General features: G+C 61.1%; 17 protein-coding genes and 1 pseudogene. 12 read left to right on the forward strand and 6 right to left on the reverse strand.

Annotation, left to right across the window (positions count from 1 at the left end):
* Window positions 1-9 precede the first annotated feature (9 nt).
* Both AB4N42_RS19250 and AB4N42_RS19255 read right to left on the reverse strand, forming a co-directional pair.
* The gene (locus tag AB4N42_RS19250) at window positions 10-432 is read right to left on the reverse strand and encodes a DUF1294 domain-containing protein (protein ID WP_030142699.1); all 423 of its coding nucleotides are present in this window, start codon (window positions 430-432) and stop codon (window positions 10-12) included.
* Entirely contained in the window at window positions 429-1,259 is an 831-nt protein-coding gene (locus AB4N42_RS19255; RefSeq protein WP_030142700.1) for an undecaprenyl-diphosphate phosphatase, read from the reverse strand. The genes AB4N42_RS19250 and AB4N42_RS19255 overlap by 4 nt, the downstream gene beginning before the upstream one ends.
* A gap of 270 nt (window positions 1,260-1,529) precedes the next feature.
* On the opposite strand from AB4N42_RS19255, the gene AB4N42_RS19260 reads away from it, so the two are divergent.
* From AB4N42_RS19260 to AB4N42_RS19300, 9 genes and pseudogenes are all read left to right on the forward strand, one after another.
* Window positions 1,530-3,164: a methyl-accepting chemotaxis protein gene (locus AB4N42_RS19260; protein ID WP_030142701.1), complete on the forward strand. Its 1,635-nt coding sequence runs from the start codon at window positions 1,530-1,532 to the stop codon at window positions 3,162-3,164.
* A gap of 158 nt (window positions 3,165-3,322) precedes the next feature.
* Entirely contained in the window at window positions 3,323-3,886 is a 564-nt protein-coding gene (gene pnuC / locus AB4N42_RS19265) for a nicotinamide riboside transporter PnuC (RefSeq protein WP_198796955.1), read from the forward strand.
* A complete protein-coding gene (locus AB4N42_RS19270) occupies window positions 3,883-4,407 on the forward strand; it encodes an AAA family ATPase (protein ID WP_030142703.1) in 525 nt (174 codons plus the stop codon). Before pnuC ends, AB4N42_RS19270 begins: the two co-directional genes overlap by 4 nt.
* A 310-nt stretch (window positions 4,408-4,717) precedes the next feature.
* The gene (locus AB4N42_RS19275) at window positions 4,718-5,164 is read left to right on the forward strand and encodes a hypothetical protein (protein WP_460115179.1); all 447 of its coding nucleotides are present in this window, start codon (window positions 4,718-4,720) and stop codon (window positions 5,162-5,164) included.
* A gap of 1 nt (window position 5,165) precedes the next feature.
* A complete protein-coding gene (locus AB4N42_RS19280) occupies window positions 5,166-5,744 on the forward strand; it encodes a hypothetical protein (protein ID WP_030142705.1) in 579 nt (192 codons plus the stop codon).
* Between the two features lie 73 nt (window positions 5,745-5,817).
* Window positions 5,818-6,781, forward strand: a pseudogene (locus AB4N42_RS19285) (heme utilization protein).
* Window positions 6,782-7,016: 235 nt separating this feature from the next.
* Window positions 7,017-7,697 (forward strand): C39 family peptidase, encoded by a 681-nt coding sequence (locus AB4N42_RS19290; RefSeq protein WP_030142707.1) that lies wholly within the window; start codon window positions 7,017-7,019, stop codon window positions 7,695-7,697.
* A gap of 56 nt (window positions 7,698-7,753) precedes the next feature.
* Complete coding sequence (locus AB4N42_RS19295) at window positions 7,754-8,500, forward strand: hypothetical protein (protein ID WP_198796959.1); 747 nt, start codon at window positions 7,754-7,756, stop codon at window positions 8,498-8,500.
* A 46-nt stretch (window positions 8,501-8,546) separates the two neighbouring features.
* Entirely contained in the window at window positions 8,547-9,830 is a 1,284-nt protein-coding gene (locus AB4N42_RS19300) for a hypothetical protein (protein WP_217861874.1), read from the forward strand.
* Between the two features lie 120 nt (window positions 9,831-9,950).
* Here AB4N42_RS19300 and AB4N42_RS19305 read toward each other — a convergent pair whose 3' ends face one another.
* On the reverse strand, window positions 9,951-11,276 hold the full coding sequence (locus AB4N42_RS19305; protein WP_030142710.1) for a sigma-54 dependent transcriptional regulator: 1,326 nt from the start codon (window positions 11,274-11,276) through the stop codon (window positions 9,951-9,953).
* Window positions 11,277-11,618: 342 nt separating this feature from the next.
* Between AB4N42_RS19305 and AB4N42_RS19310 the strand changes: the two genes are divergently transcribed.
* The 3 genes from AB4N42_RS19310 (at window position 11,619) to nhaB (ending at window position 14,961) form a co-directional block, all read left to right on the forward strand.
* Entirely contained in the window at window positions 11,619-11,885 is a 267-nt protein-coding gene (locus AB4N42_RS19310) for a hypothetical protein (protein WP_030142711.1), read from the forward strand.
* Between the two features lie 188 nt (window positions 11,886-12,073).
* The gene (locus tag AB4N42_RS19315; RefSeq protein WP_030142712.1) at window positions 12,074-13,363 is read left to right on the forward strand and encodes a hypothetical protein; all 1,290 of its coding nucleotides are present in this window, start codon (window positions 12,074-12,076) and stop codon (window positions 13,361-13,363) included.
* Between the two features lie 95 nt (window positions 13,364-13,458).
* Window positions 13,459-14,961: a sodium/proton antiporter NhaB gene (gene nhaB / locus AB4N42_RS19320; protein WP_030142713.1), complete on the forward strand. Its 1,503-nt coding sequence runs from the start codon at window positions 13,459-13,461 to the stop codon at window positions 14,959-14,961.
* Between the two features lie 133 nt (window positions 14,962-15,094).
* Here the strand turns inward: nhaB and AB4N42_RS19325 are convergent, their stop codons facing one another.
* Genes AB4N42_RS19325 through gnd form a run of 3 tightly spaced genes read right to left on the reverse strand, consistent with a single transcriptional unit; the run spans window position 15,095 to window position 18,434 of the window.
* Window positions 15,095-15,916: an HAD family hydrolase gene (locus AB4N42_RS19325; protein ID WP_198796962.1), complete on the reverse strand. Its 822-nt coding sequence runs from the start codon at window positions 15,914-15,916 to the stop codon at window positions 15,095-15,097.
* Complete coding sequence (gene zwf, locus AB4N42_RS19330; protein WP_030142715.1) at window positions 15,913-17,433, reverse strand: glucose-6-phosphate dehydrogenase; 1,521 nt, start codon at window positions 17,431-17,433, stop codon at window positions 15,913-15,915. Before zwf ends, AB4N42_RS19325 begins: the two co-directional genes overlap by 4 nt.
* Window positions 17,430-18,434, reverse strand: coding sequence for a phosphogluconate dehydrogenase (NAD(+)-dependent, decarboxylating) (gene gnd / locus AB4N42_RS19335; RefSeq protein ID WP_225936119.1), 1,005 nt, complete (start codon window positions 18,432-18,434; stop codon window positions 17,430-17,432). Before gnd ends, zwf begins: the two co-directional genes overlap by 4 nt.
* Between the last annotated feature and the right edge of the window lie 244 nt (window positions 18,435-18,678).

Consider the following 18,678-nt stretch of genomic DNA (forward strand, 5'->3'; position numbering starts at 1 on the left):
GCGTGGCGGCTAGAACAACGCCAACAGATGCCCGCCCAGGAACAACTGGTCGACCCAGAATCCCTGGTGCAACAGCACGATGAACCAGAACACCACCTGGAACGACACCTTGCGGGTCTTGTGGCGAAACACCTGTTGCGCCAGCAACGCGCCGGGCCAGCCGCCGGCCAGTTCGACGGCGTGCAATACGTTTTCCGGCGTGCGCCAGGCGTCCGCCCGCGCCTTGCGCTTGTCGCTCCAGTAGAGCAGGAATGCCACCAGGCTGACGCTGCCATAGGCGACCATCGGCACCCAGGACTCGCCTTGCAGCCCGAGCAAAAGCGACCCCGTCAACGGCAACGCGCACAGCAGCGCGAAAACTGCCAATTTGAACCGCAGGTTCTGCACGGCTCCGCCGGTTTTATGCGCGGCGCGCCTGGCCGATTCGGTCATGGCTTGGCCGCTGACCAGTCCACCCAGCCAAACTGCCAGGTCGCCAGGATCAACAGGCCAAACGCGATCCGATACCAGGCAAATACCGCATAGCTGTGGCTGGCGATAAACCGCAACAAGCCTTTGACGGCGATCATGGCGAAGATGAACGCGGTGATGAAGCCAATGGCAAACACCGGGAAATCCGCCGGAACGAACAGTTCGCGGTATTTGTAGCCCGAGTAGACTGCCGCACCGACCATGGTCGGCATCGCCAGGAAGAACGAGAACTCGGTGGCGGTCTTGCGCGACAAGCCGAACAACAGGCCGCCGATGATGGTTGCCCCGGAGCGGGAGGTGCCGGGAATCATCGCGATGCACTGGGCCAGGCCGACTTTCAGGGCATCCTTCCACGTCATGTCATCCACGGTTTCGGCGTGGACCTGATGCTGGCGCCGTTCGGCCCAGAGCATCACGAACCCACCCAGCACCAGCGCGGTCGCGACGGTAATCGGGTTGAACAAGTAATGGTGGATCCAGTCGGCGAGCAGCACGCCCAAGATCACCGCCGGAAAGAAGGCAATCAGCAGGTTGGCGGTAAACCGACGGGCACCGGGTTGCGTCGGCAGGCCCAGCACCACATCGAAGATCTTGCGCCGAAACTCCCAGACCACCGCGAGGATCGCGCCGAGCTGGATGATGATGTTGAAAGCCATCGAACGCTCGCCCCCGAACTCGAGCAGGTCGGCAACGACGATCTGGTGCCCCGTGCTGGAAATCGGCAGGAACTCCGTCAGCCCCTCAACCACGCCAAGAATCAATGCCGAAAAGGCCGTCCACAAATCCATTCTTCCCCCAAAAACGCCTGTCTGTTCAGGCCTCATCACTATTTAAACGTCATGCAGGTGCACGTAGCGGCTGCACGATAACCGCGACCTTGCAAAAAAAACCAATGAAAAAGCAGAACCGACTCAGGTTTTGCGCTGCGGGGCCGAAATCCTATCAGACAAGCCCTGATAACGCTGCCGCGTCATGACCCAGGTCAATTCAGCAGGGCCGCCGAACGTTAAAGTGCCGGCCGTCGTTAATGACAAGAATAAGAACCGGAGTGACAGCGAATGAATAGCTTGCGCAGTGTATCGATCAGCCGACGCTTGTGGCTCATCCTGATCGTGGCGGTCGTGATGTTGTTCACGCTCGGCGCGTTGATGCTCAAACAGATCCACAGCGATCTGTATCAGGCCAAGGTCCAGAAAACCCAGCACGTGGTGCAGACCGCCAGCGGCGTGCTCACCTACTACCATGGCCTGGAAACCGCCGGCACCCTGACCCGCGAGGCCGCGCAAAAGCAGGCCCTCAGCGCCGTTCGCGGCCTGCGCTACAACCAGACGGATTATTTCTGGATCAACGACCTGACGCCGGTCATGGTCATGCACCCGGCCAACCCGAAGCTCGAAGGCCAGAACCTCTCGGCCATCCGCGACCCCAACGGGTATGCGCTGTTCAATGAAATGGTCGCCATCGCCAAGGCCAAGGGCGCCGGCATGATCAACTACCTCTGGCCGAAACCGGGCGCCGAGGCGCCGGTGGGCAAGACCTCCTATGTCCAGCTGTTCGAACCCTGGGGCTGGATCATCGGTTCCGGCGTCTACATAGATGACGTCCAGGCCGAGTTCCAGGCCCAACTGATCAAGGCCTCGCTCGTCGGCCTGGTGATCACTTTGCTGATGGGCCTGTTGTTGACCCTGATCGTACGCAGCATCGTCCGCCCTCTGCAGGAGACCGTAAACGCCATGGCCAACATCGCCAGTGGCGAAAGCGACCTGACTCGAACCCTCGATACCCATGGCCAGGATGAAGTCACCCAATTGGCGCGGCACTTCAACGCGTTCACCGCGAAACTGCGGCAAGTCGTCGGCCAGTTGCAGGTCTCGGCCAGCGCATTGGGGCAATCGTCCAGCGAATTGGGCAACGACGCCGCCCAGGCCCAGCAGCGCAGCCAGCAGCAATCGCAGCAAATGGAGCTGGTGGCAACCGCCATCAACGAAGTGACCTACGGCGTGCAGGACGTGGCGAAAAACGCCGAACACGCGGCCAGCGAGATGCGCGACGCCGAGTCCCAGGCCCAGCAAGGCCAGGTCAATATCGACGGCAGCCTGCAACAGATCGACCGGCTGTCCCAGACCATCGACCAGGCCGTGGAGGTGATCCGCACCCTGGCCAGTGAAAGCACCCAGATTGGCAGCGTGCTCGAAGTGATCCGCTCTATCGCCGAGCAGACCAACCTGCTGGCGCTCAACGCGGCGATCGAAGCCGCCCGTGCTGGCGAACAGGGTCGCGGCTTTGCCGTGGTGGCCGATGAAGTGCGCCTGCTGGCCCAGCGCACGCAAAAATCCACCGCCGAAATCCAGGCCATGATCGAACGCCTGCAAAACCACTCCGAAGCGGCGGTGAAGGTCATCAGCGACAGCAGCCGCGCTTCGCAACTGACCATCGAGCAGGCCGGACTTGCAGGCGCCAGCCTCAATGCCATCGGCCAGGCGCTGCGCAACCTCAACAGCCTGAACGCCTCCATCGCCAGCGCCACCCTGCAGCAGGCCCACGTGGTGGAAGACATCAACCAGAACGTCACCCAGGCCGCCGGGCTCTCCCACAGCACCGCCGTGGCTGCCGAGCAATCGAGTCTGGCCAGCGCGCGCCTGAAGGACCTCAGCGAACAGCTGAACGGCTTGCTCAAGCAATTCCGGGTCTAGAAGGCTTTTGTGGGAGCGGGCTTGCTCGCTCCCACAGGTTTAGCGTTGGTCTTTCAGCTTGGTTTCCACTTGAGGTCCTCATCCAGCACAGAGATTGGAGCTCCGCGCCCCGTAGCGTTTACAATCCCCGCCCTCCTCAACTCCTCCAAGGAACCGCCATGTCCGGGCTTGAACTGTTTGCCGCAGCCCTCGGCGTGATCGCTGTCTGGCTGACCGTCAAGCAGAACCCCTGGTGCTGGCCGATCGGCCTGGTCATGGTGCTGCTTTACACCTGGATTTTCTTCGACGTGAAGTTGTATTCCGACATGTTGCTGCAGGTCGTCTACGCCGTCCTGCAGCTATATGGCTGGTGGCAGTGGACCCGCGCCGGGCGCAACCACGACGGGCGACAGGTGACGCGCCTGGAAGGCCCGTCGGTGGTGCTCGGCCTGGCCATCGGTGCGGCTGGCAGCCTGGCGCTGGGCGCGGCAATGGCCCATTGGACCGACGCCGCGCAACCCTGGCTCGACGCCGCGCTCACCGGGTTCAGTCTGGTTGCCCAGTGGTGGATGGCACAGAAACGCGTGCAATGCTGGCCGTTGTGGATCGTCCTGGATGTGATTTTCGTGGGTTTGTTCATCTACAAAGGCCTGTACCTGACCGCCGCGCTCTATGCACTGTTTACCCTGCTGGCAGTGCAAGGCTGGCGGGAATGGCGCGCCGACCCGGCGTTGCGCGTATGAAGGTGGTGGTGCTGACCGGCCCGGAGTCCAGTGGCAAGAGCTGGCTGGCGGCGCAATTGCAGGCCCACTTTGGCGGCCTGCGAGTGGATGAATACGTGCGCGATTTCATGGAACAGACCCAGCGCGACACCTGCCTGGCCGACATCACCGACATCGCCACAGGGCAACTGGCCCGGGAAGACGCGGCCCGCGCCCGGCAGCCGGCGCTGCTGATTCTCGACACTCACCTGCTGAGCAATATCCTCTGGAGCCAGACCTTGTTCGGCGACTGCCCGAGCTGGCTCGAACCGGCCTTGCTGGCGCGTCATTACGACTTGCACCTGTTGCTCAGTCCCGAGCAGGTCGAATGGGTCGGTGACGGCTTGCGTTGTCAGCCAGCACTAGCCGAACGCGTGGCTTTTTTCGAAGCCATCGAAGGCTGGTTGGTTCGCCAGCGGCAACCTTTCGTCAAGATCGAAGGTGATTGGGCCCAACGTCGCGAGCAGGTGTTTGCGGCCGTTTCCCGGCTACTCCAGGCTTGAGTTGTTACATCGCTGAAACAGCAAGCACCCGCCAAAGCCGGATCCAACGCCGCTTCACGTCATCGCCGGCCTGACTGTCAAGTCACTGAAACACCCTCTTCCCAAGCCTGGATCCAGAGCCATACGACGGCGGGCGGCGTGTCGTGGGCCGCAAACCCAGTCTCAGGAATGAAACAGGTTGCGCGCCAGACATTTGCCATTACTTGCAAACGGTTGAATCCAAAGACTTTTCAAAACACGGCACAACACCTGCTCTTCCTCTTCGCAACGCTGACTAGGGCCAGCGTCCAGTGAAGAAGGAATCGATGTCATGGGGACATTCAACGGAAGGTTGATCTGTCTGTTGTTGATCGGCTGCGCCGCCAGCGCGACGCTCAGTGTGTCGGCGCAGGCCGAGGGCAACGGCGTCATCGTACTCAACCGTGACGTGCAACCCGTTCATATCGGTCGAAATGGCGGCAAAGACCCCTACCCGACCACCGTCAATGCCAATCCGTCCGATCGGATCAACCAGGCGACCGCCAGCACCGAGCTGAGCGACGGCGAATTCGCCAGCGTGGCCAGCGGCTCGACGATCCGTAACACGGTCAACCCGAACACCGGCGTCCAAGGCCTCAACGTCGTGACCAACCCCAACGGCATGCCCGGCATGGGTGCCGGCCACGGCGGCGGTAGCGGCGGCGCGATTTCCGGCACGATCAACCGCTCGCTGAGTTCCGGCCTGGCCCCATTGGGTCGGCTGGCGGGAGGCCAGTGAGATGAACCCGACCTGGCTCATGATCGCCCTGCTCGGCTCATCCGCCGCACTCGCCGATCCAGGCGTGGCAGTGAGCAGCCACGCCGACCTGCAGAATTCCGGCAGCCGCTACACCGGCAACTTCAACCTCAACCAGGCGGCTGGCGACCAGACCCAGCAGACCAACACCCGCGCGATCGCCATCGGCACCAACGCCCAGGCGACCACCGTCGTGCGCCAACGCCTCGACACACCGGCCAGCCCGGCGCTGAACGCCAGCGCGCGCATCGGCGGCAGCTCATTCACCAACGGTAACGGTGTGCTGGGCGTCAACCAGTCCGCCGGCGCCAATAACCAGATGGCCAATGTCATGCGCGTGGGCATCAGTGCCCGCCCGCAGAGCATGGATGACAGCGCCCTTTCCCAGCAGAACGTGGCGCTGGTACCGAACTCCGGAACAACTGACACCCCAACCGGCAGTCGCCAGGTCGCTACCAGCGACCAGGCCTTCACCGGCAGCCGAGGGGTGATCCAGGTGAACCAGAGTGCCGGGGTGGGGAACCGCATGGCTAACACCCTGAGCATCCGGGTCGCTGACTGACCCGGCGCAGCACATAAGCGCAGTACATAAGAAAGTACCAACACTTAACCAACGACACGCAAGGAGAAACACCATGAAACCTACAATGGCGCTCAAACCATTGGTTTTCGCTCTCGCCGCTGTCATGGCAATGGCTGCACAGGCTGGAGGAAACGACAACAACGGTCATGGCAATGGCCATGGCAACCATGGTCCCAAAGGGCCGACGCTGGAACAATTGCTCTCCATCAGTGCCTGGCGCTGGGGCCACGGTGCTGGATGAGCAGAACAGCGACGGCAACGTAGTGACCAACCAGGCGACCCGCAATACCGCCGAAGCCACTGACTCGCTCAACGGCAGCAACGGCAACATGGGCGCCAACATCGCCGCTGGCGACGGGAACCAGCAAGACAACGCCGCCGCACTGGCCACCGCCGACGAGAGCTTCATCTTCGGTTCGGCTGTCGCCGCTTCCAGCGCCACGCAAGTCAATAACAACAACCATGTGAACAACAACTCCACGCAAAACAACGCCTCGCTGACCAGCGCGGGCAACAACGGCTCCGGCAACATCGGTATCAACGTGACCGCCGGCAACTTCAACCAGCAGAAAAACAACCTGGCCATTGCCGTGTCGGGTGGCCGTGTCGCCCAGGCCTCGGCTTCGGCTGACCAGTCCTCCACTGGTCTCGTCGTGGACAATAAAGGCGTGAAGAACTACAAGACCGACACCCTTACCAACACCTACGAAGCTTCGGGCTCCTTCAAGGCCAAAGGCACCATCAAAGAAGAAGGTGGCTGGGGTGACAAAGGTGGCTACGGCGGCGGCCATGATGGCGACAAGATCTCCGTCGCAGGCACGTTCGAACTGGCCGGTAGCAATACCCAGCAAGTGTTGACTCGCGACGGTTGGAAAAACCCTGTCTACAACAACGCCACCATGACCAACTCCATGAACGGCTTCTCCGGTAACGGCGGCGCCAACGTGTCGGCGGGCGTGGGCAACCAGCAAAGCAACTCGCTGTCGATTGCGGCCGGCTGCAAGGCTTGCATGTAGACGCGCATGAAACGAAGCCCCGGCAACAGTAATGCTGTTCCCCTAGGGTTTGGATGAATCTTGTGGCGAGGGAGCTTGCTCCCGCTCGGTTGCGCAGCAACCGCAAAATCTTGGAGCCGCTCCGCAGCCCAGCGGGAGCAAGCTCCCTCGCCACGGACTCATTTCAATGCTTTAGATGAAGGGTGCTGCTGGAAAAAGGGGCTTTTTTCCCGGATGTCCATCAGGCGTATCGATCATGCGTGCGACTGCCCTTTGCCTGTTCATTTGCTTTGCCTGCGCGACCGAAGCCGCGCAGATGCCCGTTGCCGCCCTGCCTGGCGGCATGCTCATCTACAAACCCGTGCAAAGCGTGCGCGAGCGCAAGTTCAGCGACATCGTCGAACAGAAAACCGATTTCAGTTGCGGCGCCGCCGCGCTGGCCACTGTGTTGCGCCAGGCCTATTGGCTTGACGTCGATGAAGAGCACGTCATCAAGGGCATGCTGGTCAACGCCGACCAGGACCTGGTCCGCACCCAGGGCTTTTCCATGCTGGACATGAAGCGCTACGTGGAAACCATCGGCATGCGCGCCCGTGGGTATCGGATACCGTCGGAAAAACTCGAAGCGGTGACGATCCCGGTTGTGGTCCTGATGGAAATCCGCGGCTACAAGCACTTTGTGGTCTTGCAGCGGGCCGACAGGCAATGGGTCTACGTCGCCGACCCGGTGCTCGGGCACAAGCGCTACGCCCATGATGAGTTCGCCAAAGGCTGGAACGGCATCGTCTTTGCCATCGTCGGCCCCGGTTACGACAAGACCAACGCCTTGCGCAGCCCGCCGCAACCGCTGACGGCACGAAACAAACTGGACGGGTTCAACCCGGTCAAGGACGCGGAATTGATGGATTTCGGCTTCATCCAGAGCGACTTTTTCTAAGCGCCGTACAACTGCCAATAAAATACAAAAGGAGCAGGATGCTCCGGGAGCAACACATGAAACGCTCATACTGGCTCACGCTGGCCTGCCTGGCCGCAACGACGTCGGGTCTCGCCCACGCCGGTTTCAAACCCATCGAAGTCAAGGACCAGGAGCTCGCCGAGCTGCGCGGTCGCTACGTCATGCCCGGAAGGGTCATCAGCTTTGGCATCGTCATGAGCAGCACCTGGCGCAATGCCAGTGGCGACGTGATCGGCGCGTCCAGTTCCATGCAGATCCAGTCCACAACGGTCAAACCGCAGTTCTACGTCTCGACCATCAAGCAAACCGGTAACGGCAGCACCCCGGAACAGGGCAGCGGCACGATTACCGGCGGTGCCGGCCTTGGCTCAGGCCAAGGCGTGACCCAGAGCGTGCGAGCCGCGGGCGATGGCAACAGCGCCTACAACAACGTCAGCATCAATGTGAAGGAAAGCAGCCAGGCACCTGCCCTGGCGCCATCCCAAGGCCAATTGCTGACCAAGGGCCAGACCATCAGCGGCAGCAACGCCGCCGGCAGCGTCGCGGTCACCGCCACCGGCAGCGGCGTGCAAATGGCGATCCAGGCCAGCCACAACCAGGGCAGCACCTTGCAACAGGTGGCCCAGGGTGGCTTGTTGCAGAACACCCGCCTGCTGGGCAACAGCAACCTGGTCAACAACATGACCCAGCTCAACGTGGTGCTGAACAACAACGGCCCCAGCGCCGGGGCCTTGGACTGCAACCTGACGCAACTGCGCGGTCTTCGAAATCTCGGATATTGATCTACGCTGATCTCCGATCATTGGGCATATAGGGACGGCATATTTCATGTATCGATCCGTATCGTTGCGCGCTGTGATGTGTTTAAGCACGTTGTTCCCGGCGACCTTGCTGCAAGCAGCACCGGATGCCGACATCGAGGCCCTGAAGCAGGAACTTCTCGAGCTCAAGCAACGTTACGAGGTCCAGCAAAAAGCCCTGGCGGTACTCGAACAGCGCGTCCGCCAGGTAGAAGATCAACCCGCCGCCCCACAACCCAAGCGCCTGGCCAAATCGCCGGCCGACCTGAAAGGCAACCAGGGTGTCGCCGGCAATGGCGGGGCAACGGCGGGAGGCAGCGGCTACGGGCAATCCCTGGCCGACGATTCGCAACCGGCGCAAAGCGTTTCCAACCTGTATGACGAGGCCAGCGGCTTTTTCGGCGGCGGCAAATTCAGCTTCGAAACCGGCGTGACCTATTCGCGCTACGACACGCGGCAACTGATCCTCAACGGTTTCCTGGCCCTGGATTCGATTTTCCTCGGCAACATCAACCTGGATCGGATCAAGGCCGACACCTGGACCTTGGACCTCACCGGTCGCTACAACTTTGACAATCGCTGGCAGTTCGACCTCAACGTGCCGGTGGTCTATCGCGAGTCCACCTATCAATCCGGCGGCGCCAACCAAGGCGCGGCCGGGGTCACCAGCGAAGAAACCGTGACCCGCGACCCGACCATCGGCGACGTCAATTTCGGCATCGCCTACAAGTTCATGGACGAATCGGTCAGCAGCCCGGACGCTGTCGTGACCCTGCGCGTCAAGGCGCCCACCGGCAAGGACCCGTTCGGCATCAAGCTGCGCCAATCCCAGGCCAACACCAACTTGTTCGTGCCGGAGGACCTGCCTACTGGCAACGGCGTCTGGTCGATCACGCCGGGGATTTCGCTGGTCAAGACCTACGATCCGGCGGTGCTGTTCGGCAGCCTGTCCTACACCCACAACTTCGAGGAGTCGTTTGACGACATCAGTTCCACGGTCAACCAGAAGGTACCGGGTAAGGTGCGGATCGGCGACAGCTTCCAGATCGGCGCGGGTATCGCCTTTGCCTTGAACGAAAAGATGAGCATGTCGTTCTCGGTGTCCGATCTGGTCCAGAAGAAAAGCAAGCTCAAGCAGGACGGCGGGGACTGGGAATCGGTGGTCTCCAGCGATGCCAATGCCGGCTACTTCAACATCGGCATGACGCTGGCTGCCAGCGACAACCTGACCATCGTGCCCAACCTGTCCATCGGGCTGACGGACGATGCGCCGGATTTCACGTTTAGCCTGAAATTCCCGTATTACTTCTGATGCCCCTCCCTTGTGGGAGCGAGCTTGCTCGCGATGAGGTCCTCTCAGCTAACTTTGATGTTGACTGGCAGGCCGCCATCGCGAGCAAGCTCGCTCCCACAGGTTTTGCGCCGCGTTGAATCAGCGAATCTGATGCTTGTGCAACAACCGATAGAAGGTCGGCCGCGACACGCCCAGCACCCGGGCGGCGACACTCAGGTTGTCGCTGTGGCGGTTGAGTACATCGCTCAGGGCCTGGCGCTCGGCGCGGGTCTTGTAGTCTTCCAGGGTGCCCATCGGTGCGGCGACGCCCTGGTGGCTCGCCAGGCCAAGATCCCGGGCTTCGATCTGCCGCCCCTCCGCCAGCACCAAGCCGCGACGAACGCGGTTGGCCAGTTCGCGGACATTACCGGGCCAGTCATGCATCCCCATCGCCACCAAGGCGTCTTCACTGAAGCTGCGCGGCCGCCGGCCCGTTTCATGGCTATAGAAATGCGCGAAGTGACTGGCCAGCATCGACAAATCCCCGTGACGCTCTCGCAACGGAGCCATCACCACCTGCAAGACGTTCAAGCGGTAATAAAGGTCTTCGCGAAAACGCTTGTGTTCGATCGCCGCTTCCAGGTCCACATGGGTTGCGGCGAGCACTCGCACATCAACCGCAATCGGCTGGCTGCCACCCACGCGCTCGATGTGTTTTTCCTGGAGGAACCGCAGCAGGTTGGCCTGCAGCTCCAGCGGCAGGTCGCCGATTTCGTCGAGGAACAACGTGCCGCCGTGGGCCGCTTCGATCCGTCCGATCTTGCGTTGGTGGGCGCCGGTAAAGGCCCCCTTCTCATGGCCGAACAGCTCGGACTGGATCAGATGCTCGGGGATCGCGCCGCAATTGATCGCGATAAATGGCTTGTTGCGCCGTTGCGATTGGCAATGCAGGGTGCGCGCCACCAATTCCTTGCCGGTACCGCTCTCGCCACGGATCAGCACCGGTGACTCGGCGGGCGCCAGTTTGCTCAACAGTTTGCGCAGCTCGCGGATCGGTTTGCTGTCACCCAGCAATTCATGTTCCGGCTGGTCGATGTGAACCGAGCCCTGCCCCCTCAGCCGCGCCATGCCAAAGGCTCGGCCCAACGTCACTTGGACCCGGGAAACATCGAAGGGCAACGTGTGGAAGTCAAAAAACCATTCACAGACGAAATCGCCGACGTTTTTCAGGCGCAGCACTTCCTGGTTCAGCACGGCGATCCATTCCGCGCCGCTGCGGCTGATCAATTCCTTGACCGCTTCGGGGCGCTCCAGATGAAAAGGCTGCAACCGCAAGAGGCCAACGTCGCAGCTTCGGTCGCTGGCGTGCTCCAGGGAACAACTGTCGACATTCCAGCCGATGGCACGCAGCCCCGGCATCAGGCGATGACAATCATCGCAAGGATCGACCACGAGCAAACGACGCAACGCACTGGCTTCGATCATGACTGATCCTTGGCGCCAAAAATAAGGAAATATGATTAGAAACAGGCGTTTGGCGAACCTGCATGTAACAGTAGCAAGAAGTTGACACTTGCTTGTATCGATTAGTTATCAAGAAGATCGTGAAGCGGTTATAAGGCAGCGTTTCGTTAGTTCTTGGAACCTGGAATCTTTCACCACCCTTTCAAACAAAAGGCCAAAAGCCGGGTCTGAAAGAAAATCGAAATTTATTCATCAATTGTGTGACCTGCTCCCGGGTTCGGGACATCAGTACAAGTAACCCGCCGCACGGTCCGCCCAACCGACGGCACATCATTTGATTGGGCACCCTTGAGAGATAACGCCATGAACGCCCCGCTCCGTATCAACGAAGCTCTTTTGATTGCCGACCGCGCATTCCGTCCTTTCCAATGCGTGGCCTGGGCCCCACAAGACGGTAACGGCGAACTTAGCCTGACCGTCATCGACCGCACCAATACGCATATTGGCCGGACTCAGATTCCCAGCAGCGCTTATACCGATCCTGCTCAACTGGCCGACCTGTTGAAACAGGCCCGTGCCGAATTGAGCCAGGAAGGCTACAAACTGCAATCCTGGTCCATGCCTGAATAATGCCCTGACAAGCCGGTTGTTTATTTGCCGGCTTGGCATTGGATTGCAAAGCCATTGTTTAGGCACGAATAGTCTTCGTGCCTGTAGAACCTGACAGTTGTGCACTGTCTGTTTCAAGGATTGAATATTGCTCTCATGCAAACGCCGCCTCATTATCCAGGCCGGTCGATGCGCAAGGAGAGCCACGCATGCCCGTTCAATCCGCATTTGCACTCCCGATACGCCGGGCTCAGGCCGGGCACCTCGACACAGGCTTTGCCGACGGCGGTAAAGCCTGGGTTCGTTTTCCAGGGAATACCTCGACGCTCACCACCGGATTGGCCGTTGACCATGCCGGCCGCATTCTATTGGCGGCGCGGGTCATGACCGCCCAGGGCAGTCGCTTCGGTCTTGCCCGGCTTACCCCGAACGGCATGATCGACAGGGACTTTGGCATCAACGGCTACGTGGTCGACGCGTTTGCACCGCGTTGCGAAGCCACCGCAGGCAAGGTCACCGAGCTGCCCGACGGCAATATCCTGCTATCCGGCCTGCATTACGAAAGCGCCGACAATACCCTCCCTGCCCTGGCGCTGTTCGATCCCCACGGTCACGCCGTCCATGGTTTTGGCGATGCCGGGCGACAAGTCGTGCGACTTTGCGGCAACCTGTCCCAGGGCATGCGCGATCCTTGGCTACCGCCTGGCGTACCTGGGGTCGAAGCCTGTGACATGCGCGTGCAAGCCGATGGCAGGATATTCATCCTGGCCAACCATCACTTCCAGACGTCCGATCACGTTGGCGTGTTGATTCGATTATTGCCGGACGGCTCACTGGATGACTCGTTCAACCATCGTGGTTTCGTGATGGTTCGGCGACTGCTGAAAAACAGCTGGCTGAGCTGCCTGGCCCTGCAGGCCGACGGCCACATCGTCGTAGGCGGAGCCATCGATTGGCCCCAGCGCGGCCTGATGGCTCGCTACGACGCCTGCGGCCAACTCGACGAGCGCTTCGGCGACGGCGGTTTCCTGTCCTTCACGGCCCAGGGGCGCAGCGTGATGGTCAGCCAGGTCGTGCAAAACGCCGTCGGCGATCTGCATGCTTTTGGCGGCAGTCGCGACCCCATGCATTGTCTGTCAGCGTGCATTCCCAAGGACGGCCAGCCGACGCCGGACAACCACGACGGCCAATGCCGCCTCCTGGCAATCGGCAACCATGCCAGCCAGTGGACGGCCGCGCAGATGCAGGCAGATGGAAAAATCGTGACGGCCGGCGCAACCATCGGCGGCATCGAGGCCGATTTCATTCTGGCTCGACACCTGCCGGACGGTAATCTTGATCCGGCGTTCGGCCAGGGCCAGGGTTGGCTGCGCACTCGACTGGGCTACAGCCTCGATACCGCGACGGCCGTGGCCGTGCAGGCCGACGGAAAAATACTGGTGGGTGGACATTCGTTACAAGGCACCTCCAGGGCCGTGTTGACGCGGTACAGCGCCTGATTTCCGATCCTTTCGGCTAGCGGTAACAAGTCCTACGCTTGATATTCCTCATGGCTTACGGCAAGTTGCGCGCTTCTAATTAAAAGGAGCAGCCAATGTCCGGTCAAATGGCTCAAGCTTTTGCGCACAACTTCCTGGGGCATTCTCCACGCTGGTACAAAGCGTGCGTCATCGTTTTCCTGATTCTCAATGCGCTGGCGTTCTTTACGCTGGGCCCGGTCGTCGCCGGTTGGATGCTGGTCCTGGAGTTCATTTTCACGCTGGCCATGGCCTTGAAATGCTACCCGCTGATGCCTGGCGGGCTGTTGGTCCTGCAAGCCGTGGCGCTGGGCATGACCACGCCAAAAGCGCTATACGACGAACTGGTCCACAACTTCCCGGTCATCCTGTTGTTGATGTTCATGGTGGCCGGTATCTACTTCATGAAGGACCTGCTGCTGTTCCTGTTCTCGCGCCTGCTGTTGGGTGTGCGGTCCAAGGCGGTATTGGCCTTGATGTTCTGCTTCCTCTCGGCGTTCCTGTCGGCATTCCTCGATGCGCTGACCGTGACGGCGGTGATTATCAGCGCCGCGGTGGGTTTCTATGCGGTGTACCACCGCGTGGCCTCGGGCAATGACCCGCGCCAGGACAGCAGCGTCGATGAAGACCATGACCTGCCATCATTGCACCATCAGGACCTGGAACAGTTCCGGGCCTTCCTGCGCAGCCTGCTGATGCATGGCGCCGTGGGCACCGCGTTGGGCGGCGTATGCACCTTGGTGGGCGAGCCGCAGAACCTGCTGATCGGCCATGAAATGGGCTGGCACTTCGTCGACTTCTTCATCAAGGTCGCGCCAGTGTCGCTACCCGTGCTCGTCGCCGGGCTGGTGACCTGCGTGGCGCTGGAGAAACTGCGCTGGTTCGGCTACGGCACGCTGCTGCCAGATAATGTCCGGGCGGTATTGGCCGATTATGCCGAGGAAGACAACCGTGAGCGCACCGCACGCCAGCGTGCTGCCCTCATCGTCCAGGGTATCGCCGCGCTGATCCTGATCGTGGCCCTGGCCCTGCACCTGGCCGAAGTCGGGCTGATCGGCCTGACAGTGATCGTGCTGATCACCGCATTCACCGGTATCACCGACGAGCACCGGCTCGGTAGCGCGTTCAAGGACGCCATGCCCTTTACAGCGTTGCTGGTGGTGTTCTTCGCGGTGGTCGCGGTCATTCACGACCAACACCTGTTCTCGCCATTGATCCAATGGGTATTGGCCCTGCCGGCCGACCAGCAACCTGGCATGCTGTTCATCGCCAACGGCCTGTTGTCGGCCATCAGCGATAACGTCTTCGTCGCGACGATCTATATCACCGAAGTGAAGCAAGCCTTTGTCGCCGGCAACATGACCCAGGAACACTTCGAGACCCTGGCGGTCGCCATCAACACCGGCACCAACCTGCCCAGCGTCGCCACGCCCAACGGCCAGGCGGCTTTCCTGTTCCTGCTGACGTCGGCCATTGCCCCGCTGGTTCGCCTGTCCTATGGCCGCATGGTCTGGATGGCGATGCCTTATACCGTGGTGATGGGTGGCCTGGGTTGGTATGCGGTGACTTACTGGCTGTAACGCCATGACCGAATGGACATGACTTTGTGGCGAGGAAGCTTGCTCCCGCTGGGCCGGTCCGACGCCTCGGGCGCAGCGGCCCCCTTTTTTGCGGTCGCTTCGCAACCGAGCGGGAGCAAGTATGTAGGATTATCTAGCGGGGCAAGATGTACCGCTCGATCGCCAATGCCGCACCGTCCTCGGTGTTGGCTGCGGTAACGACATCCGCCTGGCGCTTGATCGCCTCTTCCGCCTGTCCCATTGCAATCGACAGTCCCGCGCGATGGAACATCGCCGGATCGTTGCCACCGTCCCCCATGGCGGCGGTCTGCTCCAGCGGCACGCCCAGGAACTCCGCCAGGGTCGACAGTGCCTCGCCCTTGTTCGCCTTCATCGCCGTTACATCCAGGTAGATCGGTTGCGAACGCGACACCTGGGCCTGGCCCTTGAGCAGCGGATGCAGGCGCGCCTCAAGTTCCACCAGCAGATCCGTGTTGGCGCTGGTCGCAACGATCTTGTCGATGCGCTCAAGGTAAGGCTCGAAACTCTCCACTTCCACCGGCGGATACCCCAGGCCGCGGGTTTCAACCGGCACCATCGGACCGTTGGCGTCGCGCACCAGCCAGTCGCCGTCGGCAAACACCCACACTTCGATGCCGGGCTGATCGGCGTACAGCGCCAACGTGGTCAGTGCCGCCTCGGGCGGTAAGTAGTGAACAGCCAGGAAGGTCCCGTCCGGGTGCACCAGCGTGCCGCCGTTGAACGCCGCCGTGGGCAGGTCGACACCCAGGGCTTCGATCTGCTGCAACATGGCTCGTGGGGGACGCCCGGTGGCAAGGCTGAACAGCACGCCAGCCTCGCGCAACGAACGAACGGCTTGGATGGTGCGCTGGTTGAGACTGTGATCGGGCAGCAGCAACGTACCGTCCATGTCACTGAGCAAAAAGCGGATGGGGCGTTTCACCTGGTCACTCATCCGAGGCCATGCCAGACGCGACCATCGCGAGTCAGCAATTCGTCGGCGGCCGCCGGGCCATCCTCACCGGCCTGGTACGGCTGGACCGTTGCGTCTTCCCGCCAGGCATCGAGGAACGGCTGCACCGCGCGCCAGCCGTTTTCGATGTTGTCGGCACGCTGGAACAATGTCTGGTCGCCCGTCAGGCAATCGTAGATCAGGGTTTCGTAACCCGTTGACGGCTGCATTTCGAAGAAATCCTTATAGGCAAAGCCCAATTCAATGTTGGCCATGTCGAGGGCCGGCCCGGGCCGCTTGGCCAGCAGGTCGAACCACATGCCTTCGTTGGGCTGGATCTGGATTCTCAGGTACGTAGGTTGCAATTCGTCGACTTCGGTGTCGCGAAACTGCGCGTAAGGCGCCGGCTTGAAGCAGATGACGATTTCCGTGTCGCGCACGCTCATGCGCTTGCCGGTGCGCAGGTAGAACGGCACGCCGACCCACCGCCAGTTGTCGATCATGACCTTGAGGGCGACGTAGGTCTCGGTGCTGCTGTCGGCTGCGACGTTGGTCTCTTCGCGGTAGCCTTTGACCGCGTTGCCGCCGACTTCCCCCGCCGTGTACTGGCCACGAACCGAATTGGCGCGGGCCTGCTCCACCGACCAGGGGCGGATCGCCCCGACCACCTTGGCCTTCTCGCCACGCACCGCGTCAGCGCCAAACGCCGCCGGTGGTTCCATCGCCACCATCGCCAGCAGCTGGAACAAGTGGTTGGGCACCATGTCCCGCAGGGCGCCGGTGTGCTCATAAAAGCTGCCGCGGGTTTCCACGCCAACGGTTTCGGCGGCGGTAATCTGCACGTGGTCGATGTAGTGATTGTTCCAGAACGCCTCGAACAGGCTGTTGGAGAAACGGCTGACCAGAATGTTCTGCACCGTCTCCTTGCCCAGGTAATGGTCGATCCGATAGATCTGTTTCTCGCTCATCACCTTGAGCAGGCAGGCGTTGAGCGCCTCGGCGGTTTGCAGGTCGGAGCCGAACGGCTTCTCGATCACCACGCGGCGGAAGGCGTCATCCTGCTCCTGAAGCAGCCCGGCCGCGCCAAGGCGGCGAACCACTTCACTGAAAAAGCGTGGCGCGGTCGCCAGGTAGAAGACCGCGTTGCCGGTGCCGCTGGCGGCGATTTTCGCCGCCAGCGTTTCATAGGTACTGTCGTCGAGAAAATCACCCTGAACGTAACCGATGCCCTGGGCCAATTTGGCCCACAGCGCGGGATCGAGCGCCCGATCAGGATCGCCGCCCTTGACCTGCGCCTCGTTACGGATGAAATCCTCGAGTTTTTTTGCAAAATCCACATCGCTGATAGCGTTGTGATCGACACCGATGATCTGCAGGCCATCTCCCAGCAGTCCGTCGCGACTGAGGTGGTAAAGGGCCGGCATGAGCAAGCGCTTGACCAGATCTCCATGGGCACCGAACAGGAACAGCGTGGTCGGTGGCGCGGGTTCTGCCTTGGATTTCCTGCCGATCGACGTCATTTTTTCGGCGTCTCCACGTGGCCACCGAAGCCGAAGCGCATGGCCGACAACATCTTGTCGCCATACGTAGCCTGCTGACGGGAGCGGAACCGCGCGAACAGCGAACTGGACAGCACTGGCACCGGCACCGCTTGTTCGATGGCCGCCTCGATGGTCCAGCGCCCTTCGCCGCTGTCGGCAACTTCGCCGGAGAAACCATCCAGCTTCGGATCGCTGGCAAGCGCATCCGCGGTCAGGTCCAGCAGCCAGGACGAAACCACGCTGCCGCGTCGCCAGACTTCAGCGATATCGGCGACGTTCAGGTCGAAACGCTGCTCGGGCGGCAGGCTTTCGCTGGACTTGGTCTTGAGGATATCGAAGCCTTCGGCGAAGGCCTGCATCATGCCGTATTCGATGCCGTTGTGGATCATCTTCACAAAATGCCCGGCACCGGCCGGACCGGCATGGATGTAGCCGCGCTCGGCGCGATCGTCGTCGGACTTGCGGTCGCGGGTGCGTGGGATATCGCCCATGCCCGGCGCCAGGCTGGCAAACAACGGATCCAGGCGCCGGACAACATCGGCATCCCCGCCGATCATCATGCAGTAGCCGCGCTCAAGCCCCCAGACGCCCCCGGACGTACCGACGTCGATGTAGCTCAGGCCTTTTTCCGACAGGGCCTGGGCCCGTCGGATGTCGTCCTTGTAATACGTGTTCCCGCCGTCAATGATCACGTCGCCCGGCTCGAGCAGCGCGCTCAACGCGTTGATGGTGTCTTCCGTAGGCGCGCCGGCTGGCAACATGACCCAGACGGCCCGTGGCGTCTCCAGGCCGGCGACCAACGCTGGCAGGTCCGCGACGCCCGTTGCGCCTTCCTGGCTCAGGTTTTCGACGAAAGCGGCATTGCGGTCATACACGACGGTGATGTGCCCATTGAGCATCAGGCGCCGCGCAATATTGCCGCCCATGCGGCCCAGTCCAATGATCCCGAGTTGCATGTGCTGATGCTCCCTACTACAAATAAAGGTGTGTCAAAGGTTTAGCTCAAACGACTTGTGGAGGTTAGTCCAGAGCATTGCGGCATAGTTTCCGGGTAAATCGCCCGATCACAAAGGATAACGTTCAAAAACCGGCCGAAGACACGGCGACCATGAAAAATAAAAAAGTTCCATTCACGAGCAAAAGTATTCAGAATCGGCGCCGATAAAGAGGTGTCGACCAAAAAAACTGGCGACATCTCTCTAGTTGATGTACGCCATTTGCGAG

Source organism: Pseudomonas sp. H2_D02, assembly GCF_054677635.1.